At 59.6% G+C, this 24,290-nt stretch carries 20 protein-coding genes; 5 read left to right on the top strand and 15 right to left on the bottom strand.

Annotated elements, in window-relative coordinates:
• Positions 1-18 precede the first annotated feature (18 nt).
• Together E8M77_RS00775 and E8M77_RS00770 are read right to left on the bottom strand one after the other, a co-directional pair.
• Positions 19-420, bottom strand: coding sequence for a hypothetical protein (locus E8M77_RS00775; RefSeq protein WP_170975694.1), 402 nt, complete (start codon positions 418-420; stop codon positions 19-21).
• Between the two features lie 85 nt (positions 421-505).
• Positions 506-1,747: an amidohydrolase family protein gene (locus tag E8M77_RS00770; protein WP_137128694.1), complete on the bottom strand. Its 1,242-nt coding sequence runs from the start codon at positions 1,745-1,747 to the stop codon at positions 506-508.
• Between the two features lie 79 nt (positions 1,748-1,826).
• Here E8M77_RS00770 and E8M77_RS00765 point away from each other — a divergent pair, with 79 nt between their 5' ends.
• On the top strand, positions 1,827-2,240 hold the full coding sequence (locus tag E8M77_RS00765; protein WP_137128693.1) for a nuclear transport factor 2 family protein: 414 nt from the start codon (positions 1,827-1,829) through the stop codon (positions 2,238-2,240).
• Here the strand turns inward: E8M77_RS00765 and E8M77_RS00760 are convergent.
• Complete coding sequence (locus E8M77_RS00760; protein WP_137128692.1) at positions 2,222-2,932, bottom strand: GntR family transcriptional regulator; 711 nt, start codon at positions 2,930-2,932, stop codon at positions 2,222-2,224. The two genes, E8M77_RS00765 and E8M77_RS00760, sit on opposite strands and share 19 nt — an antisense overlap.
• Positions 2,933-3,204: 272 nt before the next feature.
• On the opposite strand from E8M77_RS00760, the gene E8M77_RS00755 reads away from it, so the two are divergent.
• Together E8M77_RS00755 and E8M77_RS00750 are read left to right on the top strand one after the other, a co-directional pair.
• Positions 3,205-4,749, top strand: coding sequence for a gamma-glutamyltransferase (locus tag E8M77_RS00755; protein WP_137128754.1), 1,545 nt, complete (start codon positions 3,205-3,207; stop codon positions 4,747-4,749).
• Between the two features lie 132 nt (positions 4,750-4,881).
• Complete coding sequence (locus E8M77_RS00750; protein ID WP_170975693.1) at positions 4,882-6,525, top strand: sensor histidine kinase; 1,644 nt, start codon at positions 4,882-4,884, stop codon at positions 6,523-6,525.
• A 50-nt stretch (positions 6,526-6,575) separates the two neighbouring features.
• On the opposite strand, the gene E8M77_RS00745 is transcribed toward E8M77_RS00750, so the two are convergent.
• The 12 genes from E8M77_RS00745 to E8M77_RS00690 form a co-directional block, all read right to left on the bottom strand.
• Positions 6,576-7,277, bottom strand: a complete 702-nt coding sequence (locus E8M77_RS00745; RefSeq protein WP_137128690.1) for an ABC transporter ATP-binding protein — start codon at positions 7,275-7,277, stop codon at positions 6,576-6,578.
• A gap of 3 nt (positions 7,278-7,280) precedes the next feature.
• Positions 7,281-8,057 (bottom strand): ABC transporter ATP-binding protein, encoded by a 777-nt coding sequence (locus tag E8M77_RS00740; RefSeq protein ID WP_137128689.1) that lies wholly within the window; start codon positions 8,055-8,057, stop codon positions 7,281-7,283.
• The gene (locus tag E8M77_RS00735) at positions 8,054-9,949 is read right to left on the bottom strand and encodes an ABC transporter permease (RefSeq protein ID WP_137128688.1); all 1,896 of its coding nucleotides are present in this window, start codon (positions 9,947-9,949) and stop codon (positions 8,054-8,056) included. The genes E8M77_RS00740 and E8M77_RS00735 overlap by 4 nt, the downstream gene beginning before the upstream one ends.
• Positions 9,950-10,063: 114 nt before the next feature.
• Complete coding sequence (locus E8M77_RS00730; protein ID WP_137128687.1) at positions 10,064-11,251, bottom strand: ABC transporter substrate-binding protein; 1,188 nt, start codon at positions 11,249-11,251, stop codon at positions 10,064-10,066.
• 196 nt (positions 11,252-11,447) lie between these two features.
• Complete coding sequence (locus E8M77_RS00725) at positions 11,448-12,803, bottom strand: ammonium transporter (RefSeq protein WP_170975692.1); 1,356 nt, start codon at positions 12,801-12,803, stop codon at positions 11,448-11,450.
• Between the two features lie 151 nt (positions 12,804-12,954).
• Complete coding sequence (locus E8M77_RS00720) at positions 12,955-14,454, bottom strand: aldehyde dehydrogenase family protein (protein ID WP_137128685.1); 1,500 nt, start codon at positions 14,452-14,454, stop codon at positions 12,955-12,957.
• A gap of 33 nt (positions 14,455-14,487) precedes the next feature.
• Positions 14,488-16,101, bottom strand: coding sequence for a GMC family oxidoreductase N-terminal domain-containing protein (locus E8M77_RS00715; protein WP_137128684.1), 1,614 nt, complete (start codon positions 16,099-16,101; stop codon positions 14,488-14,490).
• 156 nt (positions 16,102-16,257) lie between these two features.
• On the bottom strand, positions 16,258-16,878 hold the full coding sequence (locus tag E8M77_RS00710; RefSeq protein WP_137128683.1) for an isochorismatase family protein: 621 nt from the start codon (positions 16,876-16,878) through the stop codon (positions 16,258-16,260).
• 31 nt (positions 16,879-16,909) lie between these two features.
• Positions 16,910-17,941, bottom strand: coding sequence for a leucyl aminopeptidase (locus tag E8M77_RS00705; RefSeq protein WP_137128682.1), 1,032 nt, complete (start codon positions 17,939-17,941; stop codon positions 16,910-16,912).
• A 31-nt stretch (positions 17,942-17,972) separates the two neighbouring features.
• The gene (locus tag E8M77_RS00700; RefSeq protein WP_281408164.1) at positions 17,973-18,755 is read right to left on the bottom strand and encodes an alpha/beta hydrolase; all 783 of its coding nucleotides are present in this window, start codon (positions 18,753-18,755) and stop codon (positions 17,973-17,975) included.
• A gap of 119 nt (positions 18,756-18,874) precedes the next feature.
• A complete protein-coding gene (locus E8M77_RS00695; protein ID WP_246659074.1) occupies positions 18,875-19,582 on the bottom strand; it encodes a TetR/AcrR family transcriptional regulator in 708 nt (235 codons plus the stop codon).
• Between the two features lie 69 nt (positions 19,583-19,651).
• A complete protein-coding gene (locus tag E8M77_RS00690; protein ID WP_246659073.1) occupies positions 19,652-20,122 on the bottom strand; it encodes a MarR family transcriptional regulator in 471 nt (156 codons plus the stop codon).
• 203 nt (positions 20,123-20,325) lie between these two features.
• Here E8M77_RS00690 and E8M77_RS00685 point away from each other — a divergent pair, with 203 nt between their 5' ends.
• Entirely contained in the window at positions 20,326-20,811 is a 486-nt protein-coding gene (locus E8M77_RS00685) for a (2Fe-2S)-binding protein (RefSeq protein ID WP_137128679.1), read from the top strand.
• A 2-nt stretch (positions 20,812-20,813) separates the two neighbouring features.
• Positions 20,814-24,224 carry a molybdopterin cofactor-binding domain-containing protein gene (locus tag E8M77_RS00680; RefSeq protein WP_137128752.1) on the top strand — a complete coding sequence of 1,137 codons (3,411 nt, stop codon included), beginning with the start codon at positions 20,814-20,816 and terminating at the stop codon, positions 24,222-24,224.
• Positions 24,225-24,290 lie beyond the last annotated feature (66 nt).

Raw genomic sequence — 24,290 nt, 5'->3', positions numbered from 1 at the left:
AGGCTTCGGCGGTGATCGTCAGGCGATCGTGGCCGGCGGCGCGCGCGCCTCAAAGGCGCAGCATCCATCTCCGGCCAGCGGCAACTGGGCAAGCTGCCCCGAAAGATCGGCGCTATAGCGGGGAAGGGTTAGGCAGGAGGTTCGGCACAGAGAAAAATCCGGCGGATCGATCAGCCGCGCCTTGCTGCGGCCTGCCTGATCGGCAGCGAACAGCTGACGAAGTCCGTCCGGCTTGCCGATGGCGCCGGGCTCCACGCCAGTGGTGCCCGTCGAGACGGCGAGACGCGACCCGCAAAGCGGCTGGCGCCCGCCGTCATAGGCAGACAGCATCAACAGGGCGAGCATGAACACGCTTTGCAGCGCGGCCATTGCCACGATCATCGGCCGGCTTTCGGCTGAATTATCGACCCTGCTCTTCACCATCACTCCCTTGCGCCACTTTTTCCTTACAGCAAAATCGCAGGATGGCCATGAAAAAGAGACAGAACCGGCGCGGCGCGGGTGACTATGTAGGCCTGAAGATACTTGCGGCCGGCCGCGCGAAACTTTTGCGGCCGCGATAAAAGCCCATCAATGGCTGCGCCAAGCCGCCAAAGGCTTCCGTCTCCTCACGGGCATCCAGAAGAACGAGATTGGCCGGGTTGCCGACAGCAATGCCATAGTCGGTGAGACGCAGCATCCGCGCCGGCTGCTGGCTCACAAGTTCAAGGCAGGCAGAGAAACCTTCCGGACCGATCTGCATAACATTGGCATAGAAATTCGCCATTCGGATGAGCGAAGCATCGCCATAGGGCGTGAACGGGTTCAGCACATTGTTGGTGGCAATCGACGCAGCAATTCCGCGTGCGGCCAACAGATGAACCGGCGCCACGCCGCGCACCGCCCGGTAGCCCGCATCACGCCCGTTGAGATAGACATCCGTCGAGGGCAGCGCGGTCACACCGACACCGCAATCCAAAAGCATCGCTGCATGGCGCTCGAAAGCGGCATCATCCATGGCCGCGAGCTTGGTCACATGGCCAACGGTCACGCGGCCCTGCCAGCCGGCTGCCTGCGTTCGCCGGCAGATCTCCTCCAAATGCGACCAGGAAGGATCGAGATCGAAATCCAGATGGAAATCGAGATCCACCTGATGGGCGACAGCCATGGCAAACAGCGTTTCCATCTGGCCGGATGGATCGCTATCGGTATAGGGGCAGCCGCCCAGAAGATCGGCACCGTCACCCAGCGCCTCCTCCAGAAGCTCCAGCGTGCCCGGATCATTGGTCAGCCCTTCCTGGGGAAAGACGCAGATCGTCAGATCAAGGCCAAAGGCGTAATCGCGCTTCAGAGCCTTCATGGCGTCAAAGCTGCGAAGACCGGCACGTGGATCGACCTCCACATGCGTTCGCATATGCATTGTGCCAGAGGCAATCGCCTGCTCGATGACACGCGCGCCGCGCGCATAGACATCTTCAACCGTAAAGCTTCGCTTGAGCTGCGAGACCGCGGCAATGGCCCCTTTCAGGCCGCCGCCTGCCTCCCGGCAGCGACAGAGAAGGCAGGCCTTGTCGAGATGCACATGGCTATCGACCAGGCCCGGCAGCAGCAGCCGACCGTCGCAGTCTTCTTCCACGCGCCCTACCTGGCCGGCCTCTACGCCGATGCAGGCGATGCGCCCCTGATGCACCGCCACATCCATCGGATCGGGATCACCCCATAGCCGCACCCGGCGCAGGATGAGATCATAGGACGGCTGTGGCTCCATGCTTGTCACTCCGGCGTCAATTCGGTTAAGCAGAAGTGTATGCACTTTTGCGATCAACAGACAACAGGGATTTGCCTCCATGCCGCAGCAAGCCGACCGCGACCTCCAGACCGTGAAGGATTATCTCGAAGCCTCCATGGCGCCAGACCCGGTGCGCGCCGCCCGCCACGTCGCCCAAGATTTTCTCTGCCGGTTCACCGGCAACCGGCATTTTGACACGCCTAGCGGCCCGACCGGTTTCAATGCCGCGCGTTATCAATGGGTGAAGAAGCGGATCGAGCGATATGATGTGGTGCCGGGCGATACGGAAACAATCATCTACAGCCTCGGCTATCTATACGGCGCCTGGCCGGATGGCACGGCCTTCGACCACAATCGCTATGTTGACCGCTTTGTGGTTCGGGATGGACTGATTGTCGAGACAGATGTTTGGAATGACAGCGCCGAATGGATCCTCGACCCGTACATCGCCCGTCAGCCCGGCTCCGCATAGGGCGCGAGTATTTCCATCAGGTCGCGATTGCGGGCATCGGCGGCGTGAAGCAAAGCCCTGCCCGCCACCGCTTCAAGATGCGCCTCCATCAGATCGGCGGCCTTTTCCGGCGGGCCGGTGCGGATGGCCTCGATCAGATCAAGATGCTCGCTGACGGCGCAATCGGACGAGTGAGGCCGGCCAAATGCCGACAGAGCAAGGCCAGCGCGGTAACATATCTCGGTTACATAGCGGATGAGGATAGACTTCCCGGTCATTTCCGCCAGCTTGACGTGGAACTCGGTCGCCAGCCGGATCGACATGCCATCCTCGCCATGTCGGGCCTTGTGCTCGGCATCCACCAGCGCCTGCAACTGGCGCATCTGCTGGGCGGTCAACCGTCCTGCCAGATTGAGCACAACCTGCCGCTCCAGCACCACACGCAGGTCAAAAATGTCGCGCGCCTCATCAAGTGATGGGATGGCCACGACCGCCATGCGGTTGCGCCGCAGATCGACAAGACCTTCAGCCGCCAACTGACCGAGCGCATGCCGGGCGATCGTGCGGCTCGCGCCGAAGCGCTCGCCAAGCGTATCTTCCGGCAACCGGTCTCCGGGGCGCAGTGCGCGATCCAGAATGGCCCGGCGAATGGCCGTGCAGATCTGCGCCAGGCGATCACCCTGTCCACGTTTGGTTTTTTGTCCGTCACCCATGCCAATGCCTTACACGACACTTGCTCGACACCACAAGACAGTGGACCGTCCATGTGCAGCAAGTATCGACAGCAAGCCTGATCTGCGGCATGTTGCGCAAGAAAAGTGCATGCAATTGATGCCGAGCGATGCATGATAAACAGGCGCCGCCGAGTCACCGGCCTTGAAGATCGTGGCATAGGGCTTGCTGGCTGCATAAGCACAGCACGGCATGACAAGGGATGACAGGCATGACAGACGAGACACGGCAGGAAGACAGCCTTCGGGACGGCATGGTCACCAGCCCCCATCCGCTAGCCACTCAGGCCGGACTTGCCGTTCTGCGCTCCGGCGGCAATGCTATCGAGGCCGCCATTGCCACGGCGGCTGCGCTTTGCGTCACCATGCCTCATTTCTGCGGTTTGGGCGGCGATGCCGTTTGGCTCGTCGCAGACCGCGAGGGCAGGCGTTCATGCTTTCTCGGCATTGGCCAAGCGGCGCAAAACCTGCCGGTGTTTTCGGGATCCGTCCCCCTTCGCGGACCGCAATCGACGCTCACCTCGGCCTGCGTTGTCGATAGCTGGGGCCACGCGCTGGCCTATGCGAAAGAGCACTGGGACGGACGCATCGCCTTCTCAAACCTTTTGCAGCCCGCAATCGGGCATGCAAGCAAGGGCTTTGCCGCAAGCGCATCTCAAGCATTCTGGCTGGATTTTCGCGCAAAGGAATGTGCCGATTGGCCCGGCTTTTCCGAAAATTTCGGCTCGGTCAGCGCAGATAAGCCGTTTCGTCAGCCGCAGCTTGCCTATAGCCTGTCCATGCTGGCAAGCGACGGACCCAGATCCTTCTACCAGGGCCGACTTGCGCAACGGATTGCGGACGGACTACAGACCGTTGGTTCGCCTCTTACAGCAGAAGATCTGGCGGCCACCCGCACGCGTGAGGTCGATCCAATCTCGATCCACTACCGGGACCTCACACTGCTTGCCCCACCGGCACCCACGCAAGGTGCGTCAACACTGTCCATCATGGGCATTCTCAACCATTTTAACCTTGCCGCTTTGCAGGCCGGCGACGCTGCGCGCTACCACCTTCTGGTGGAGGCCGTAAAGCAGGCCTTTCTCGATCGTGGCCAGATTGCCGACCCGGACTGGGCAAGCCAAGACTTGGACAACCTTCTCGACCCCGAGCGTCTAGCCGGCAAGGCAGCGGCAATCGATCCGGGCCATGCCCTTGCCTGGCCAGTAACCTACCAGCATGGCGACACGGTTTTCTTTGCCGTGACAGACAAGGAAGGGCGCTCTGCCAGCGTGCTTCAAAGCACCTATTTCGACTGGGGAAGCGGCGTCATGGTGGGCGATACCGGCATTCTCTGGCAAAACCGCGGGGCGGCCTTTTCGACCGATGCAAACCATCCCAACGGCCTGGCACCGGGCAAACGGCCGTTCTATACGCTCAATCCTGGCATGGCGCTCAAAGACGGGCACCCTCACCTGCTCTACGGCACACAGGGTGCCGACGGACAGCCGCAGACGCTTGCGGTTCTTCTCACCGGCCTCATCGATCTTGACCTCAGCCCGCAAGAGGCGCTTGCCCAGCCGCGTTTCCTGTTGGGGCGTACCTTTTCGGACAGCCGTGACAGCCTGAAACTGGAAGGATCGCTTGGGGGTGAGGCGATGGCTCGGCTGCAGACGCTTGGCCATGAAGTGGCCGAACTTCCCGCCCTTTCGCCGCTCTTTGGCCAGGCCGGCGTCATCCGGATCGATACCGATGGCACTATTACTGGCGCGCACGATCCACGTGGCGAAGGCCTTGCCGGAATCGTCGGCAACGTGTGACCATCTTGACCTGCGACCTAACCTTCAGGCATGACTTATTCATGCTCGCTAATTTGGTACTTTTGCCAGCCAGATATACGTTATAGTTGTGGGCATGATATCGCGCTGCTTGATTTGCGCTGGGGTAGGATCATGAAGACTCGCCTGGTTGCAATTACGCTTACGGCTCTGCTGCCAGCGCTTGGCATGGTGGGTTACAACGAGGTACAAGCCCGTAAGATACGCCACGGGGAAATACACCGTCAGACCACCCGCTCGGCACAACAGATCGCGTCTGAAATTTCGACGGCATTGGAGGGCTTGCGCGGCATTTTGAATGCAACCGCCGCCATTCCCGCGATATCCGGCAATGACCACGCAGCCTGCGACGCAGCGCTGGAGACGGTAGCGACCAGGCTCACGCTTGTGCGCAACATCATCGTGCTCGACACACATGGCAAGCTGATCTGCGACAATATGGGCTGGGCGAGCGGCATGGATTTTTCCGACCGCGACTATGTGCGCGAGGCATTTCAGACCGATCAAGTCGTTGTCGGCGAATATACGGTTGCACGGGTCTCCAGCCAACCGATCCTGCCTTTGGCGCTTCGGCTGAAGCGCGGCGACGAGGTGATTGGCGTCATTGCCACAGGCATGCGCCTTGAATGGCTGCAAAGCAGAATTTCACAGCGAACACTGCCGGAAAGCAGCTTCATCACCGTTACCGATCGCAAGGGCGTCATCATCGCCCGCAATCCCGATCCACAGCGCTTTGTCGGAAACACGATCCCCAGCCAATATAGCCATCTGATAAACGCTGCAGGTCCCGGCACGCTGGAGGAAACTGACGACGACGGGACGGAGCGCATTATCGGATACCAGCCCGTAAAACAGGACAATCCGTTTTACGTCAGCACCGGAATCTCAAAGGACGTAGCTCTCAAACCGGTCAACCAAGCGACGATCACAGGGCTCATCATGTTGGTTTCGGGCGGTCTGTTTGCCTTCCTGGCCGCCACCTATCTGGGGCGCCGCTTCGTTGTCGAGCCGATCCATCAGGTCGTGAATGTGGTCAGTCGTTGGCGCGAGGGCGACTATATGGCCCGCACCGGAATGGCGGGACTTTACGGTGAACTTGGCGTGGTTGGTGCCTCCGTCGATGGTCTTCTCGATGAGTTGGAGTTGCGCCGGCAGGCGTCTATGACGGCCGAGGAAAAGCGCAGGCTGATGGCGCGTGAACTCTCACACCGAATCAAGAACACGCTGGCGGTGCTGCAAGCCATTGCGCGCCAGACATTTCGCGGCCAGGAGCAGGAAATCGCCAGTTTCCAAAGCCGTGTGAGTGCGTTGGCCGGCGGTTACGATGCGCTGCTTTCGGAAGACGGACAGCGTGCGGACCTCTCAGAAGTCATCGCACGCGTGATGAAGCCCTATGGTGCGGCAGATGGTGGACCAATCACACTGGACGGGCCACCCTTGCAACTGGAGCCAGACGTCGCTGTCGCTCTTTCACTCATCCTGCATGAACTTGGGACCAATGCCCTGAAATACGGATGCCTTTCTACGCCGGGTGGGCATCTCACCATCGGCTGGCAAAAGAACGCGGATCGGATTTCGCTGATCTGGCAGGAGCGCGGCGGCCCGCCGGTCAGCGCACCGGAGCGCGAAGGCTTTGGTTCAAAGCTGATCCGAAATGCCTTCCCAGGCTGTTATGACCCGCAGATCAGTAAGACATTTGCCCCGGAGGGCCTGGAATTCCAGATCAGCTTTTGCACCCTCACGCGTGCCGGACAATAGGGCGGCTCTGCGCCCCATCGCCGGCATTGGCTGTATGGTCGCGGTCTATCCTATAGCGCCAGATAGGTTTCGCGCAGATCCGGACGGCTGTCGAGTTCAGCGACAGTACCGGAAAACTGGGTGATGCCCTTTTCGAGAATGTAGCAGCGGTCGCTGATCAGCCGGGCAAAATGCAGATTCTGCTCCGACAACAGGACGGAAACACCTTCCCGCTTCAGGAGAATAATCGCCTCGGCCATCTGCTCGACGATTTTCGGCGCGATACCTTCCGAAGGCTCGTCCAGAAGGACAAGATAGGGATTGCCCATCAGCGTGCGGCCAATGGTCAGCATCTGCTGTTCGCCGCCGCTCATGCGCCCGGCCGGTCGCTTGCGCATTTCGGCCAGATTGGGAAACAGCGTATAGATCCGATCCGGCGTCCAGGCATTGCCGCCCTCGCGTGCCGGCTGGCGCCCGACCTCGAGATTTTCCTCGACGGTCAATTCCGTGAAAATGCGTCGATCCTCGGGCACATAGCCCAAGCCTTTGCGGGAAATTTCGAAAGGCGCCAGATTCGAAATCTCGTCATTGCGAAACACAAGCCGGCCCTCGCGGCGGTTTACCAGCCCGATGATCGATTTCATCGTCGTTGACTTGCCAGCGCCGTTTCGCCCCAGCAATGCCACGACCTCGCCTGCCATGACATTGAGGTTCACATCAAACAGAATATGGGCCGGACCATACCAGCTATTCAGCTTTGCAACTTCCAGCATGGCTCAATGCTCCTGCTTGTAAAGGGCGCCCGAGCCCAGATAGACAGCCTGGACATCGGCATTCATGCGCACATCGACGGGCGGACCTTCCGCGATCACCTGACCGCGATTGAGAACGATGATCCGATCCGCATGCTCGAAGACAATGTCCATGTCATGCTCGGTAAACAGCACCGCCAATTGCCTTTCCTTGGCGATGCGCGATGTCAGGCGCATCAACAGCATGCGCTCGCGCGTGGCCATGCCGGCCGCCGGCTCATCCATCAGCAGAAGCTTCGGATCGCCGGCAAGCGCAATGGCCAGTTCCAGCCGCTTGATATCGCCATAGGGCAGTTCCCGACAGGACCGCCCGGCCTCGCCCAAAAGCCCGATCAGATCGAGGATATCATCGGCCTCGGCAGCGGACTTGCGCCCCAGATTGCCGAAAAACGATTGCAGCGACAGCGTTCCGTGCCGGGCGCTCTGGATTGCCAGTTGCACATTTTCGCGCACCGTCATCGACAGGAAGGTTTCAGCCACCTGGAAGGTGCGCCCGACACCGAGCCGTGAAATCCGCTCCGGCGAAAGCCCCGTCGTATCCTTGCCGCAGATGCGGATGCGGCCGGTATCCGGCTTGATCTGGCCGTTCAGCATATTGAAGCAACTGCTCTTTCCAGCCCCGTTCGGCCCGATCATAGCCAGAAGCTCGCCGGGAGCCACCGCCAAGGAAACGCCCTGCACGGCCTTCACACCCTGATAGCTCTTCGAGAGGTTCTCGACTGTCAGCAAAGCATCGCTCATGCCACGCCTCCCTTTTGCGCCGGTGCGCCGACATTAGCCTCGCCAAGCCTTCGCCTCGTCCTCCATGTTTCGAGCAGGCGCTGGCTGGTGCCGACAATGCCCTGCGGGAAAAGCACGACGAGCACGACAATGACCGAACCGAGGATGAGGCGCGGGAAATCCGTATTGCTCATCAGCCAGATGGAGGACACCTTGTAGACGACGGCGCCGACCACACTGCCCGAGACGGTATTGAAGCCGCCCAGGAGAACCATGATCAACCCATCGACCGAGGTGGAAATTCCCAGAGCATCGGGAAAGATGCTGCCCTTCTGAAAGGCAAACAGCACGCCGGCGAGACCAGCAAAGAAGGCACTGATGACGAAAGCCACATGCTGGATATGGCGCTGCGAAATGCCGATCGTTGCCGAGCGCATAGGACTGTCCCGCAAGGCGCGCAGGCTGTAGCCGAAGGGCGAAAAGGTCAGATAACGGATGGCCAGCACGACACCGACGGCACAGGCGGTCGTCAGCCAGTAATAAGCATTCGGGCTTGCAGCCCATTCCGACGGCCAGACACCGACAATGCCGTTGTCTCCGCCCGTCAGATCCACCCATTGGAACACGATGGACCAGAGGATCTGCGCATAGGCAAGCGTCAGCATGGCAAAATAGATGTTGGACAGCCGAACACAGAACCAGCCGGCAACGACCGCAAAGGCAGCGGCAATCAGCGGTCCGGTCAGCATGGCCAGTTCCATCGACATGCCGAAATACTGGACGCAGAGTGCGGCACCATAGGCGCCAAGCCCGAGATTTGCTGCGTGGCCGAATGAATCGAGACCGCCGACCGACATCAGGAACTGCAGGCTGATGGCAAAGATAATCGCGATCATCACTTCCGAGGCGACGCTGATGCCATAATCTCCGAGAAGGAAAGGCAAGAGGACAGCCAGGAAAACTGCAAGCGAAACGGCCAGGCGACCCGTTCTGTCAAACGGCTTCCAGGCGCCAACATCCGGCAAGGCCGCGATGCGCGACCGCACGACCTGTTTGCCGAGTAATCCCCAGGGGCGCAGCACGAGCACAACGGCCATGACGGCAAACATCAGAACCAGCGAAATGCCGGGCAGGATGAGAATGCCAAAGGCGTTGAGCTGCGACACGATAATGGCCGCCAGAAAGGCGCCGCCAATACTGCCCAGACCGCCGATGACGACGATGACGAAGACTTCAGTAATAATCGACAGATCCATGAAATGCGTGACCGCATCGCGCGGGATCTGCAGCCCGCCGCCAAAGGCTGCGAGAAAGACGCCGAGCGCAAAGACGCCGGTAAAAAGCCATTTCTGGTTGACGCCGAGCGCATTGACCATGTCGCGGTCCTGCGTGGCGGCCCGTACCAGAAGCCCCCAGCGGGAACGGTGCAACAACAGCCAGAGCAGGCCGAAAACGAGAGGCCCAAGCAGGATGAGCACAAAATCATAGATCGGCATGGCGTTGCCGAGAATAGAGACGGCGCCCGACAGGCCCGCAGCCCGCGGCCCGACCAGATCTTCCGGCCCCCAGATCAGGCGAACCGCATCTTCGGCAATCAGCGTGATGCCGAAGGTTGCCAGCAGTTGGAGCAATTCCGGGGCATTGTAGATACGCCGCAGCAGCAGCGTTTCGATAATGACGCCGACAACGGCAACGGCAGCTGATGCAACCAGAAGCGCTGCCCAGAACCCCAAAGGCGTTTGCCAACGGACCGTCAGGCTGTAGGCGATGTAAGCGCCCAGCATATAGAAGGCGCCATGGGCGAAATTGACGATACGCGTCACGCCGAAAATCAGGGAAAGCCCGGAGGCAACGAGAAACAACGAGGCTGCGTTTGCCAATCCCGTCAGAAATTGAACAACATAAAGATCCATGCATATCTCCTGGGGCGCCTAAACCTCAGCTGTCAAACAGCTGGTATTGCCGGGCGCTGGACGAAACGGCAGGCAAAGGCGACGCGACACGGGCCACGGCGCCTTCAGCCGTTTTCAGGGGCGAAGCTTTGCTGCTTCCGCTTCGCTGGGCAGGAAGTCGCTGCCGCTCTGGTACTTGAAATCCACCATCACGCCTTTTCCGTCCTTCACCGCCGTTTTGCCGACAAAGGCACCGAGCGTCGACTGATGATCAGCGGCGCGGAAGGATGCAGGGCCAAAGGGCGTATCGAAGGTTACGCCTTTGGCAGCGGTGATCAGATCATCGACCTGCGTGGATTTGGAGCGTTCGAGGATTGCCGCGGCCGACTTGATCAGCGAATAGCCGACAACCGAACCGAGACGCGGGTAATCCTTGTAGCGTGCCATATAGGCGTCGAGGAACTTCTTGTGGTCAGCCGTATCGATCGACGACCAGGGATAGCCGGTGACGATCCAACCCACAGGTGCATCGGCCTGCAAGGGATCGAGGTATTCCGGCTCACCCGTCAGGAAGGACACGACGGAGCGATCCTTGAACAGTTCGCGGGTCGTGCCTTCGCGCACCAGCTTAACCAGGTCGGCGCCAAAGGTGACATTCAAAATGGCCTCGGGCTTGGCAGCTTCGATGGCCTGAGCCACGGAGCCTGCGTCGATCTTGCCCTGCGGCGGCCATTGCTCAGCTACAAACTCCACATCCGGGCGGGCCTTCTGTAACAGTTCCTTGAAGACGGCGACGGCGCTCTGGCCATATTCGTAGTTCGGGGCAATCGTTGCCCAGCGCTTGGCCGGCAATTTGGCGGCTTCCTGCGCCAGCATCGATGCCTGCACATAGTTTGAAGGCCGCAGGCGGAAGGTGTAATCATTGCCCTTCGACCAGACGAGCGCATCCGTCAGCGGCTCGGCGGCCAGATAGAAGACCTTTTTCTGCTTGGCAAAATCGGCAACCGCGAGACCGACATTGGAAAAGAAGGAGCCGGTCACCATGACGACGCCTTCTTTCGACACCAGTTCATTAGCAGCCGTCAACGCATCGCCCGGCTTGCCGCCGTCATCCTTGGACACGACGACGAGCTTCTGGCCCTTGATGCCGCCGGCTGCGTTGATTTCCTCAACCGCCATTTCCCAACCCTTCTTGTAGGGTTCGGTAAAGGCCGGCAGGCTGGAATAGCTGTTGATTTCACCGATCTTGATGTCGGCCGCCCAACTCGTCCCCGCCGATGCTATGGCCAGGATTAATCCAGTAGCTCTGATAAGCGTTTTCATTTGTCGATCCCTCAGGAGTTTGCCGCTTTTGAGGCCATTTTGATCTTGGAGTTGCGGTCACTGTTGATTATCGTTCATCCCAGCATGTTTTTCGAAGAAAATTGGTGGTTGGCCAGTCTCGGCAAGACATCGATTCCCATGTTATCCGAAGCATTTTCTACGCTTGGAATGAAGCGAAATTCCCCAGTAAAGCTGTCTATCCGGCGAGATTTCGGACTGTATCTACCGGATCGGCTATGCCGGTCTGTCCAAAGACAGCGGTATCGAGACCTGCCATTTCAAGGGCTGCCGGAACGCGAAGCCCCAATGTCCTTTCGATCAGAAGGGTTACGATCAACGCCGACACCCCCGTTCCCACAACAATCACCACGATCCCCAGAATTTGCGGGCCAAGCGATACCGTTGCGTGTTGGAATGCATATGCACCTTCCTTAATGCCAAAGAAACCACCCTGCTGTACGCCACTACCAACGATACCGGCTGCCAGTACACTGAAAATCGAAGGACCGAGGGCGAGCGGTGCCACCTTTGGCTCGTCAATTTTCAGGACGGCCATGACCATTTCGCCACCCTTGAGGATAAACGGTCCAAAGAGTGAGAGCAGAAAAGCTTGCCACGGCATGACGATGTCGAACAGAGCGGAACAGGCCACGTAGCCAGCTATGGGCCCGAAAAGAATGTAGGATGGCTTGCCTGTGCGATAGGCGAGGATACCACCAGCAAGTGCACCTCCGCCGAATGACATGAAGACATTGGTGAAGACGATGCCAAGGCCAGAAGTTGCCATTGTGGGGCCGAAATAACCAACACCGGGCACCAGAAAACCACAGCCGACGACAAACATCGGGATGGCGACCAGAAGAAGAAGTATCCCGAAGGTCAGCATCGAAAAATTTTCGGGCTTTGTCGGGATCGTCAGCCGCGGCCCCAGCCGCCAGGCAAGGACGACAGACCACACGCCAACGACCATATAGAGGCAATAGGCACCGACAAAATCGTGCAGGCCCATGTTCGTCAAAAAGCTGGCGGAGCCATAGGTGAGATAGGCTGCAACAGGCACGACGAAGGCACCGACGAAGGCAGACGTGAGGTAACTGGCGCTTGCCTTCAGACGTTCAAGACCTGCGCCATGGATGAGCGCGGCGGTGAGTCCGGCAAAGCAGAAGAAGAAGATGCTGAAGATCTGGAATGTATCGCCCTCGGCAACCACTGCTGTGTCAATATTCTGTGAATAATGCGTAAGCGCCATGCCCCAGAGGGACCAGTCGCCAATCGCTGCCTTCAGGGCATCCGGTACACTTAAGGCCTGATAATATTGCAGGTTCCAGATGGCATACCCCACAACCATGAACGCCATGCTGCTGATGAATGCACTCAGCACCTTCTGCGTGACGGTTGTAATCAGACTCTTGGCCTTGACCATTGATCCGTCGATCAGGACGATGCTGATGGTTCCCAGCAAGACACCAATGGTCGCAAATATGTAGAAAAACGCCACCAGGAACTGGTTTGTTGTGACTTGCTCCGTGAATACCTTCATTGTTTCATGCATTTTAGTTCCCCTTTTTCTGTTTGTGAACAAGAGATGCGAAACATGTAATTTCAAATGCATTGCTCGATTTCTTATATATTCGAGCAGTAACTACATTCACTGACAGGTCAGAGTTTGTTAAATCACTCTGGCCTTGTGAAAATTAATCTGCTCAAAGAACGGCGCAGATGGACTTGACCTCTGTAAAGGTGCGGATCGCCTCCGAACCTTCCTCACGACCCCAGCCAGACTGTTTAAAGCCGCCGAAGGGCAGCGCCGGATCATAGAAGTTATGCGCGTTGATCCACACGCTTCCTGCCTTGATGCGCCGCGCCATCTTGTGCGCAACGGAAATGTCACGGGTCCACACCGAGGCTGCCAAACCAAAGATCGTATCGTTGGCTTTGGCAGCGATCACATCCAGATCGTCATCGTCGTAAGCCTGTGCGCAGAGTACAGGACCAAAGATTTCCTCGCGCACAACGGACATCGTGTCTTTGGTGTTGGCCAGGATGGTCGGCTCCATGAAGAAGCCCGTGTCACCGACACGCCCGCCGCCGATAACGGTTTCGGCACCTTCGGCCTTGCCCTGGTCCAGAAAGCCCATCACTTTTTGCAGTTGAGCAGACGAGATAAGTGGCCCCATTGTGGTATCTAGGTTCAACCCGTGGCCAATCTTCAGTTTTCTGCTTTCAGCGGCAATCCCTTCAACTACCTTGTCGTGTATGGATTTGTGAACATAAAGGCGGGTTCCAGCCGTGCAGACCTGGCCCTGATGGAAGAAGATGGCGCTGGCGAGACCCGGAATGGCGCGATCAAGATCGGCATCCGGGAATACGATCATGGGCGATTTGCCGCCGAGTTCCAGCGTCACCCGCTTGAGATTGCCGGTTGCTGCCGCCGCAATCCTGCGGCCGGTCTCCACCGATCCGGTGAAGGCGACCTTGTCAACGCCGTCGTGTTCGACCAGAGCAGCACCGGCTGGCACGCCATAGCCGGTGATGACATTGACAACACCCGGCGGAAAGCCAACCTCTTCCAGGATCTCGACAAAGCGAAGTGTTGAAAGCGGTGTCAGCTCCGATGGTTTGAGAATGGCGGTGCAGCCGACCGCAAGAAGCGGCGCAAGCTTATAGGCTGTGAGCACGAGGGGAAAATTCCACGGCGTGATTGCAGCGACAACCCCCACGGGCTCGCGCATGGTGAAGGCATGATATTCGCCCGGATTGGCCAGTGAAACGGTCTCGCCGGAAACCTTGCTCGCCCAGCCAGCCATGTAATGATAGATATTGGCGCTCAAACCAACATCGACATATTTGGCGTAAGTCACGGGCTTGCCGCAATCGATCGCTTCGATCTCGGCCAATTCATCGGCAAGTTCTTCAAGGCGGCAGGCAAGTTTGCTGATCAGCTTTCCGCGCTGAAGGCCCGTCATTTTAGACCATGGGCCTGTCTCAAAGGCTGCGCGAGCGGCCGTGACAGCCTTGTCAACATCGGCGGCAACACCCGCCGTTGACTGGCTGATGACCTTGCCGGTGGCCGGATCGATCACATCGATCATCTCGCCTGAAACGCCATCAACCCATTCACCGTCAATGTAGAGCTTGTGCTTGCGCTTGAGAAAGGCGTCGGTGTGTGCGGAAACTGTTGGAGCGGTTATTGAAATCGTCATGTCGGTTCCCCTGTTTATTGTGATTGAACCCGTTCAGATTGCATAAGCTGCCTTGAGAATTTCGCCTGCCCGCTCGCCAATGATCACCGTCGGAGCCATGGTGTTTCCGGTGGAAATCGCTGGCATGATTGAGGCGTCGGCAATGCGCAGACCATCAATGCCGTAAACCTTCAGGCTGCCATCAACGACGGACATCTCATCGCGCCCCATCTTGGCCGAGCAGCTTTCATGGAAATATGTGCCCGCAGCATTGCGGATGAAGTTTTCCATGTCCGCACCCTTCAGGTCGCCGGGCATGCATTCGCGCAGGCGATACGGGGCGCAGAAATCGGAGTTACCAATTTCGCGACACATCTCCACGCAGCGCAGCATGGCCTTCATGTCGCTTTCCGCGCTGAGGAAATTGGCGAAAATCAGCGGCGCATCCAGCGGATTGCTGCTATTGAGCAGGATTTCACCACGGCTGTCGGGTCGGGCAAGGCCTGGCGCCAGCGTCCAGGCCGAAGCCGGCCCAACCGGCAGGTCATATTGTTTGGCGGTCACTTCGCTGCCAAACGGCGTTTCTTCCAGAACCGGCATCAGATCCGGCGTCGGCAGACTGGAATCTGACTTGGCGATGAAAACGAATTCTGCCGCATTGTTGCGCGGAGGCTCCGGCGTAATATATTCCCAGCAACAACCCGCCAGCAGGATATGGTCCTGGAAATTCTTTCCAACACCGGGCAAATGCTGCCGCACGTCGATACCGTGACGCTTCAACTCCTTCTGATCGCCAATGCCAGACAACATCAACAGTTTGGGCGTATTGATTGCGCCCATCGACAAAATGATTTCCTTGTCGGCTCCCACGGTATAGGTCCGGCCACGCCGAACGAAGGTCACACCGGTCGCTCGCTTTCCGGAAAATTTCAGGCCAACGATTTCTGCACAGAGCAAGATGTGCAGATTGGGCCTCCCCATGAAGGGATGAATGTAGGTCGCAGCCATTGAAACGCGCTGGTTGCCATCCTGCACAAGAACGTTTGGCAGGCCGCAACCGCCCTCACCTTCCATCGCTGCACCATTGATGTCATCAACAAATGGTATCCCGATGGCTTCCGCACCCTTGATCAGGCCCTCGACAAGCGGGATCGGATCTTCCGGCTGAAGAATGTTCAAAATACCGTCTGAACCGCGACGGTGCGCATCGGGTGTTCCGTTCCATTTCTCAATCCGCCGGTAAATGCCAAGCACGGACTCATAATTCCATCCGTCGTCGCCTGCTTCCTTGGCCCAAAAATCGAAATCATGCTTGTGGCCGCGCGCCCAAACGGAGCCGTTGACGGAAGAGCCGCCGCCAAGGACTTTTCCCATTGGCAGCAGGGGGGTACGACCATTGACAGTTGGTGAGGGTTGCGCCTTGTAACCCCAGTCCCGCTCCGTGCCGATGTTCCACATCCACTGTGTCGAGTCGATAATGGATGGAACCCGGTCGCTGCCACCGGCTTCAAGCAGCAACACGCTGACCTCAGGGTTTTCGGCCAGTCTTCGCGCGACGACGCAGCCAGCAGAGCCGCCGCCGCACACGATGAAGTCATAAGTCGAGCGAATTGTATCTTCGAGAATCTCCCGATCGGGAACCAGTGCGGAAAGGGATGCTTCAGTCATACATGTCTCCAGTGGTTTGAGTTAGCGAACAGCCGAAGCTGAAATTACTCAGGAGAGTCGAGGTGAACCGGCCCGGTGGCATTACCGTTCGACATTCAGACCGGCCCTCTAGCATGGTGTTGCGCGCACCTTTCCGTCAGGCGCGGCACTGCAACATCAGACGGACGTCAGCCATGCTTCAACATCTGCTGCGTCCGTAACGTCAGCATATTTCTGATGCATGTCATAAAGATTGGCGTCATGAGGCGCCTTTGCCCGGTCTGCACAACAGTCGGCAGGCACCAGGACATGGAAGCCGGATTGCACGGCATCCACCACCGATGCCCGCACGCAGCCGGATGTCGTGGCTCCGGTGACGATCAGCGTATCGACACCGGCACCGGTCAGAAGGGCAGCAAGGCCAGTCCCGTGGAAGGCAGATGCTCCTTTCTTGGCGATGATCGGATCGCCGGGCTGGATACCGGTCGCCGCATCGATCTCCACGAGCCGGCTGCCTTCCAGAAGGGCCGCCATGCCGCCCGCCTTGCGCAGCCAAGCAAGCTTCGAGACCTCCCCCGGATGATAGGCGATCGTCGTATAGATCACCGGCAAGCCCTTGGCGCGGGCGAGATCCGTCAACCGGCGGGTTGCTTCTATCGCATCGCGCATGTCAGCGGCGGTCGGATAGATCGTATCGGTAAAACCATAGCTGAAATCCACCACGACAATCGCCGGGCGTGTTCCGCGTGGCACAGGCTGACCGAAGCCCGCAGCCTGATAGACGTCCTGTTGCGACATGGGTTTCTCCCGCGTTTGAAGGAAAGGCCGGTCAGGCACGCGCCATCTGGATGTCTTTCACAACGATATCGCCGTCGATCACCACCGGCTCGTCATCGAGAAACAGCGAGCAACCGCGCATGGGAATGTCGAGATGGCAGGCCGTATCATTTGGGCCGCCGAGCTCATTGTTCGGGCCGGTGGAGAACATGACATTGCCGTAGAAGCTGCGCGGCTCCATGCCCATGCCACCAGGGAAAGCGCCAGGAACAAGATTGTGCCATTTGGCATGCGGGTTCATGCCCCAGCCAACATGGCTCATGCCCATGCCGCGTGGGTCGTTAAAGGCGCCCATATAGGATTTCACCAGTTCCGCATCCAGCCCGCCGCGGATGTCGGTGACCCAGCCCTTTTCGATCGTGTAGATGATCGGCTCGCGCACATAGATGTTCTGAGGCAGCAGGATATCGCCCACACCTACGACGATCTGGCCATCGACGCCATCGTCATCGCCACCGGTAAAGACGAAGCCGGACGGCCAATGATCCCAGCGGCCAGCCTCGTCGGTGCAGGCATATTCGGTCACCGTCGGATAGGTGTTGAGCTTGTAGGTCACATCCGTGCCATGCGGCGAGGTGATGCGCATGACCTTGGCCTTGGCGAGCATTTCGCCGGCAATCTCCACTTTTTCGCGGATTTCCTTGGTCGGCAGCATGCGGGCCAGCAGTTCCGGTGGCTCCACAGCGGTCAGGATGCGCGTACCAGCCGCCTGGATTGCCATCTGCTCGGGCGAAAACAGCAGGAAGATGCAGTCGATCAGCATGTCGCAGGCCTTCAGCGCCTCGACCGCATCGGGCATGGCGGCGAGACCCGTGACGCCGACATTCCAGCCGCCGACGGGAAGCGGGGCCGGCAGGCGCATGTGGTACATGCTGGCGCCAAGACGCTGTCCGGCTGCCATGAAGGCATCGGCATAATCCAGGCGATCATTGCCCTGGGTCAGCACGATCAACCGTTCGCCATTGCGCACACCGGACATTTTCAACTGGTGCAGGCAGATTTCCGTAAAGCTTGCGTGGTCCATAATCGGTATCCTCTTCAGTGGTCCTGCTGTTTCAGGCACGAAAATCGAGTGTTGCGGACAGGAAACCCTCCAGGTCGTCCCAGGGGATCATGTGTCCGGCTTTTTCGACGATGCGGGTTTCGATGGAGGGCGCCAGCGCCTGTATCTCGGCAATGTCATCGGCGCCGATCACAGGCGCACCACCTGCCACGACAAGCCGCAGCGGCAGCGAAAGCTCTGCAAGGTCGGCATGGATGTCGTCGGTGTGGAAACCGTCGAATGCGGTGCGGATCGCATCAAGCTGGCAGGTATGCAGCCATTCGGCACGCAGCGCGACCTGCTCATCGGTCCAGGTCGGACAGAAGCGGCGCATATCGGCACCCGAACAGCCGGCTTGCGCCATCAGGATGGAATCCTCATACCAGTTCCAGGCGGAGGGATAGGCGCGCCTGCCGGGACCCGACACCGGCGGATCGACCAGAATGAGACCGGAAAAGCGGGCCGGTGACAGCCGCGCAGCGCGAATGGCGGTGCGCGCACCCATGGAATGGCCAAGCACTATCGGCTTGCCGAGCCCGGCAACCCCAGCCAGTGCCACCACATCGGCGGCCATGGCATCGAGCGAATAATCAAGATCACCCGCCTCACTCAGACCACGACCGCGCACGTCGAGCACATGCACATCATAGGCCGCACTCAGGCGCTCGGCGACAAATCCCCAGGTTATGGCCGGCGAGGTAATACCGGGAACCAGCAGCAGAACCGGGCCTTCACCTTGAAAATGCAGGAGGTGATGGCGGATGCCATTGGCGCGAACATTGTATCCCTTGGCCATCATCATCTCCTCAGCACCGGCCGCGGGAGCCAGTGTTTTTCCTGCGATGAGCTGAGGTTATTTATTCATATGAATAATTACAAGCGCAATTTTTAGGCCCGCGCTATTTTTGTGCAAAGTCACAAAGGCGCACGCAAACCGGCTGACAGAAAGCGCACCAACTGGTCGAGCATTTCATCCTTGCCAAAGCTCGTCAGATGCCCCTCCGTCAGGTCGCCGATACGGCCCAGATCGTTCAGCATGAACAGATAGGCACCGACGAGAAAGGCCATGCGCACACTGATGATATCCTTAGGAATCTGCGGCAAAACCAAAGCCAGGGTGGCGATATAGCGCTTGACCGAGGCATCATAGACCTCGCGGCGCAGGCGCAGCGCATGCTCTTCCGGCTCCGCATGCAGGCGCGCCTGCATCGCCACGAAGGCCGCGCCATTCGGGCTTGAATATTTCATGTCCCATTGCGGCTTCAGATAGGCATAGACAATATCTTCAACGCTCGGCGCATCACTCATTTCCAGCAGGCGGTCGAGATTGACATGCCGGTGGCCGGCCAGAACCCCGCCACGCCGACGGAAGCATTCGTCGAACAAATCGGCCTTGGAGCCAAAATAATAGCGGATCAGACCCTGATTGACGCCGGCACGCGCGGCGATCTCACGCAGGTTGGCGCCGGCAAAACCGGCCTCGGCGAAGACAAGTTCGGCATGATCGAGAATGCCATCCCGCAGGTCCGGGCCGGCACCGGCCCCGTCATTCCGCGACGGGCGACCCACAGCACGCCCCCTCGCCTTTGCTTTCAACTCCCCCTTGGCCTCACGCTCGCTCAAATCCCGCCCCACTCTCAACACCACACCAAGGAACCATTTGATTCCGCCTGTTTTATACAGTTGAATAATTTATATCAGACGTTTCAGCAGCGCCAGAAACTGCGCTCTCTCCTGCGGAGCAAGCGGCTCAAGCGTTGCTTCACTGATACCCTTCACATCCGCCATCACCGCATCAAGCAACTGCCGGCCGGCATCGGTGATGAACAGCGTGTAGCGCCTGCGGTCCCCGCCATCTTTCTCGACACGGATGAGATCACGCGACAGAAGACGGGCAACCACACCCTTTGTCGTTGCAGCATCCATGCCGACCAGACGGCCAAGCGCATTTTGAGAGATCGGTTCGACGGCCTCGCGCAACCTGTAGAGCGTGGAAAATTGCGGCGGCGTCAAACCGCCGGTCATCTGCTCCATGAACAGCGCGATGTGCCGCTGATAGGCAAGGCGCAGCAGGAAGCCGACCTGATCGTCCAGGATATAGCTCTCATTTTGATCGGTCATCGGCACGCCCAGCGTTTTCAGCATCATACCGAACTGCAACATAGGCTTGCCGCGCGTCAAGGCGATAATCGCCACGGGAGGGCAAGAGCCCACCACAATGGTGACTGCTCAAAAATCCTGCAAAATCAATTCCTGCCCGTTGATTGCGCAAAAATGTGCAGACACCCACGCAAAATCATTTGCATACAAACAATATTTCTGCTGAATTCCTGACAAGGGTCAAAAAAAGAAGCCCAGAGGGAACCATGACGAACACGATCGAGCTGACCGTGAACGGGTCGGCGCGCCTTCTACCATCGCCGGGCAATCGCACACTTATGGATGTGCTGCGCGACGAACTGGGCTTGAAGGCCACCAAATATGGCTGCGGCAAGGGACAATGCGGCGCCTGCACCGTTTTGATCGACGGGCAACCGGCACGCGCCTGCATGCTGCGGGCCAAGCGCGCCGAAAACTGCCAGATCACCACGCTGGAAGGGCTTGCAGATCCCCAAACAGGAAAGCTTTCGGCCGTACAGCAGGGGTTTCTCGAATGCGAAGGCGCGCAATGCGGCTACTGCCTGAACGGCATGGTGATGACGGCCTCTGCATTTCTGGCCAGCAACCCTTCCCCCAGCCGTGATGAAATCCGCCAGGCTCTGCGGCATAATCTCTGTCGCTGCGGCACGCATCTGGAAATCATCGCCTCGGTAGAGCGTGCAGCCGAACTGATGCGGGAGGCGCAGGCGTGACCATGTCCCCGCCCACCGGCAGCCTCATCATCTATGACGAGCTTGCCTCCGGCCCCGCCATTTTCCTGAGGCTCGACGGCCAGGGATCGGCTACCGGCTATAACGGCCATGTCGATCTCGGAACCGGCATCGAAACCGCCTTGGCGCAGGTTGTGGCCGAGGAACTGGATCTGGCCCTCGCTGACGTCCGCATCGTGCTGGGCGATACCGCACTGACGCCAGACCAGGGACCGACGATTGCCTCGGAAACCATGCAGATTGCCGCCATTCCGCTGCGACTGGCGGCAGCGCAGGCGCGACTTTACCTGATTGCCGAGACCGCGCGTCGGCTGAACGCGCCAGCCGACGGCATCGTGACGGAGAACGGTTGCGCGACCTGGCTTGAGCGGTCGCTGCCCTATACAGACCTCCTGGCAGAAGGCGAGATCCGTCTGCGCCTTGACCGCTCGACACCCGTCAAGGACCCGTCAAGCTACCGCATCATCGGCCAGAAGACCGGTCGGCGGGATCTTCCCGCCAAGCTGCGCGGCGAGCACAGCTATATTCACGATGTGGATATAGCCGGCATGCTGCATGGCCATGTCATTCGCCCCCCCTATGCCGGGCGCGATAGCGGCGCCTTTGTCGGCCAGAGCCTTATCGGCTATGACGAGGCAGCGGTGCGGCACATGCCCGGTTTCATCGCGGTCGTCGCCCAAGGAGATTTCCTCGGCGTGGTGGCGGAACGTGCCGACCAGGCTCACGCGATTGCCGAAGCCTTGCCGACCCAGTGGCATATGCCGCCCGAAATCCCCGACATGGCGGATCTGCGCCAGACGCTGAAGGATCACCCGTCGACGCCACGCAGCCTTGATCGGTCCGGTGACTTCAGCCGCGCCATCACCCAGTGCGAGGTGGCGCGCCAGCGAACCTATATCTGGCCCTATCATGAACATGGCTCGATCGGCCCCTCCTGCGCCGTCGCAGACTGGAACGGCGGAACGCCGATCGTCTGGTCGGGCACGCAGAACCCGCATATGCTGCGCGGCGATCTGGCGGTTCTTGCCGATATTGCGCCGACGGATATCGAGATCCGCCGCTATCAGGCGGCAGGCTGCTATGGCCGAAATTGCGCCGATGATGTGTGCGGCGATGCGCTGCTGCTGTCGCGGGCGACCGGCCGTCCGGTTCGGGTGCAGTTGACACGCGCCCAGGAACATCTCTGGGAGCCGAAGGGTGCCGCGCAATTGATGGAAGTCGAGGGCGGGCTGAAAGGCGGCGCCCTGCATGCCTATGCCATCGACACATGGTACCCGTCCAATCGCGGCCCCAATCTGGCGCTGCTTCTGACCGGCCGGGTCAGCCCCGAGCCGCGCGTATCCGACATGGGCGACCGGACGATCATTCCGCCCTACCGGGTTCCGCACAAACGCATCACTGTGCATGACATGGCGCCAATCGTGCGGGCCGCCTGGATGCGCGGCGTCTCGGCCCTGCCCAACACCTTTGCCCATGAAAGCTTCATCGACGAAATGGCCTATGAGGCCGGCGAAGATCCGGTTGCCTTTCGCCTGCGTCATCTTGATGATCCGCGCGAGGCAGAGCTTGTACGAAAAACGGCAGAGCAGGCAGGCTGGCAGGCGCATACAGGACCGCGCCTGCGCCGCGAAGGCCGCATGGCCTTTGGCCAGGGCTTTGCCTTTGCAACCTACGTCCACGGCACGTTTCCGGGAACCGCGGCAGCCTCCGCCGCCTGGGTGGTGGATGTGGCCGTGGATACCGAAACCGGCGAGGTGACGCTGTCGCGCATCTTCATCGGCCAGGATCAGGGCCTCGTCATCAATCCGGATGGCGTGCGCCAGCAGATCCATGGCAATGCCATCCAGACGGCCAGCCGCGTGCTGATGGAAGACCTCCGTTTCAACGAGATCGCGCCGACCCCGCAAAGCTGGGCTGCCTATCCGATCCAGACCTTTCCGGCCGTTCCCGATATCGAGACCATGCTGATCGAGCGGCCGGGCGATCAACCGCTGGGTGTTGGCGAAAGCGCTGCCGTGCCCAGTGCTGCGGCCATTGCCAATGCGATTTTCGATGCAACTGGCGTGCGCATGCGCGAGGTGCCGTTTACGCCGGAGAAGATGCGCGCAGCGCTTGGCGCAGGGCAGGTGCCGCAGATACTGGCACTGACCGCGAATGAAAGCCCGCGTCTTAGTCGCGCCTGGCGCGCCAAGGCGCTCGCGCTCGGCACCATGCTAAGCGGGGCGCTGACGCTGGGAGCTGTGTCACTGCCGATCCATCGCAGCATTCCGCCCTCTGCGGCACCGGCAGCCGGCACGTTTTCGCAAGCAACACTTGAGCGGGGTCGCCAGGTTTTTGCGCTGGGCAATTGCGCCAGCTGTCACACTTCTGAGGGCGGGCTTGCCAATGCCGGCGGACGGGCAATTGAGACGCCATTCGGCACCGTCTATTCGACAAATCTGACCTCTGACCCTGAGACCGGGCTTGGACAGTGGAGTTTTGAAGCCTTCGAGCGCGCCATGCGCCATGGCATCAGCCGCGATGGCCACAATCTCTATCCGGCCTTTCCCTATACATCCTTCGCGAAAATCAGCAGCGAAGACATGCTGGCGCTATACGCCCATCTGCAAACGCTGGAGCCGGTGCAGCAGGAAACGCCGCACGCCCGGATGCTGGCGCCTGTCAACCTTCGCCCGGCGCTTGCCGCCTGGAACCTGCTCTATCACGACGCAAAGCCCGTTGAAGCCATGCCGTCGCAAAGCGAGGCCTGGAACCGGGGGCGCTATCTGGTGGAAGCCGCCGGGCACTGTTCGGCCTGTCACGCGCCACGCAATGCGGCCGGCGCCGAACGGCCGGGCATGACAGGCGCTATGATCAAAGGCTGGTACGCCCCGGCCCTGGAAGGGGCGGAAGCCGGCGCCCGCGGCTGGAACGCGGATACCCTGTTTGGCTATCTGCGATATGGCCATGCCGCTCCCGCCAGTGCATCCGGCCCCATGGCAGAGGTCGCGGCAAGCCTGACCGCCCTGCCCGATGCCGATATTCGTGCCATGGCAACTTATCTTGCGTCGCGCATCGAGCCTGCGCCTCAGCAGCCAGCACCTATCCCGGTTGCGGCGGGTAATCCTCTCCCCGGACAGGCAAGCCGGATCTATGAGAGCGCCTGTGGCGTCTGCCACGAACCGGCCATCGAAGGCCTTGTAACAGCGGCGCGCACACCGCTTTCCAGGTCGGCAGTCCTTCGCGCCCCGGTAGCCGATGCCTTGATGACCGTTCTCGATGAGGGTCTCACGGCACCGGACGGGCTTGACCTGCGCGATATGCCCTCCTTCGCCCAAGAGTTCACACCGCAAGAGAAGCAGGCACTTGCCACCTATCTCAGGCAACGCTTCGCGCCGGACCTGCCACCCTGGTGAGCAGCGCCGACGCCAAACACCTTACGGCATAAACATACCCATGATTGTTAGTGTACGAACAAACTA

It is taken from the genome of Rhizobium sp. FY34, assembly GCF_005222845.1.
GTDB lineage: Bacteria > Pseudomonadota > Alphaproteobacteria > Rhizobiales > Rhizobiaceae > Neorhizobium.
Note: the sequence above shows the minus strand (reverse complement) of the source record. Positions and strands in the feature narration are given on the sequence as shown.

What these genes read in the sequence shown, in the direction of transcription:
- E8M77_RS00770 (WP_137128694.1), bottom strand. Translation starts at nt 1,747, where the DNA reads ATGGAGCCACAGCCGTCCTATGATCTCATCCTGCGCCGGGTGCGGCTA.
- E8M77_RS00765 (WP_137128693.1), top strand. Translation starts at nt 1,827, where the DNA reads ATGCCGCAGCAAGCCGACCGCGACCTCCAGACCGTGAAGGATTATCTC.
- E8M77_RS00760 (WP_137128692.1), bottom strand. Translation starts at nt 2,932, where the DNA reads ATGGGTGACGGACAAAAAACCAAACGTGGACAGGGTGATCGCCTGGCG.
- E8M77_RS00755 (WP_137128754.1), top strand. Translation starts at nt 3,205, where the DNA reads ATGGTCACCAGCCCCCATCCGCTAGCCACTCAGGCCGGACTTGCCGTT.
- E8M77_RS00750 (WP_170975693.1), top strand. Translation starts at nt 4,882, where the DNA reads ATGAAGACTCGCCTGGTTGCAATTACGCTTACGGCTCTGCTGCCAGCG.
- E8M77_RS00745 (WP_137128690.1), bottom strand. Translation starts at nt 7,277, where the DNA reads ATGCTGGAAGTTGCAAAGCTGAATAGCTGGTATGGTCCGGCCCATATT.
- E8M77_RS00740 (WP_137128689.1), bottom strand. Translation starts at nt 8,057, where the DNA reads ATGAGCGATGCTTTGCTGACAGTCGAGAACCTCTCGAAGAGCTATCAG.
- E8M77_RS00735 (WP_137128688.1), bottom strand. Translation starts at nt 9,949, where the DNA reads ATGGATCTTTATGTTGTTCAATTTCTGACGGGATTGGCAAACGCAGCC.
- E8M77_RS00730 (WP_137128687.1), bottom strand. Translation starts at nt 11,251, where the DNA reads ATGAAAACGCTTATCAGAGCTACTGGATTAATCCTGGCCATAGCATCG.
- E8M77_RS00725 (WP_170975692.1), bottom strand. Translation starts at nt 12,803, where the DNA reads ATGCATGAAACAATGAAGGTATTCACGGAGCAAGTCACAACAAACCAG.
- E8M77_RS00720 (WP_137128685.1), bottom strand. Translation starts at nt 14,454, where the DNA reads ATGACGATTTCAATAACCGCTCCAACAGTTTCCGCACACACCGACGCC.
- E8M77_RS00715 (WP_137128684.1), bottom strand. Translation starts at nt 16,101, where the DNA reads ATGACTGAAGCATCCCTTTCCGCACTGGTTCCCGATCGGGAGATTCTC.
- E8M77_RS00710 (WP_137128683.1), bottom strand. Translation starts at nt 16,878, where the DNA reads ATGTCGCAACAGGACGTCTATCAGGCTGCGGGCTTCGGTCAGCCTGTG.
- E8M77_RS00705 (WP_137128682.1), bottom strand. Translation starts at nt 17,941, where the DNA reads ATGGACCACGCAAGCTTTACGGAAATCTGCCTGCACCAGTTGAAAATG.
- E8M77_RS00700 (WP_281408164.1), bottom strand. Translation starts at nt 18,755, where the DNA reads ATGGCCAAGGGATACAATGTTCGCGCCAATGGCATCCGCCATCACCTC.
- E8M77_RS00690 (WP_246659073.1), bottom strand. Translation starts at nt 20,122, where the DNA reads ATGTTGCAGTTCGGTATGATGCTGAAAACGCTGGGCGTGCCGATGACC.
- E8M77_RS00685 (WP_137128679.1), top strand. Translation starts at nt 20,326, where the DNA reads ATGACGAACACGATCGAGCTGACCGTGAACGGGTCGGCGCGCCTTCTA.
- E8M77_RS00680 (WP_137128752.1), top strand. Translation starts at nt 20,814, where the DNA reads ATGTCCCCGCCCACCGGCAGCCTCATCATCTATGACGAGCTTGCCTCC.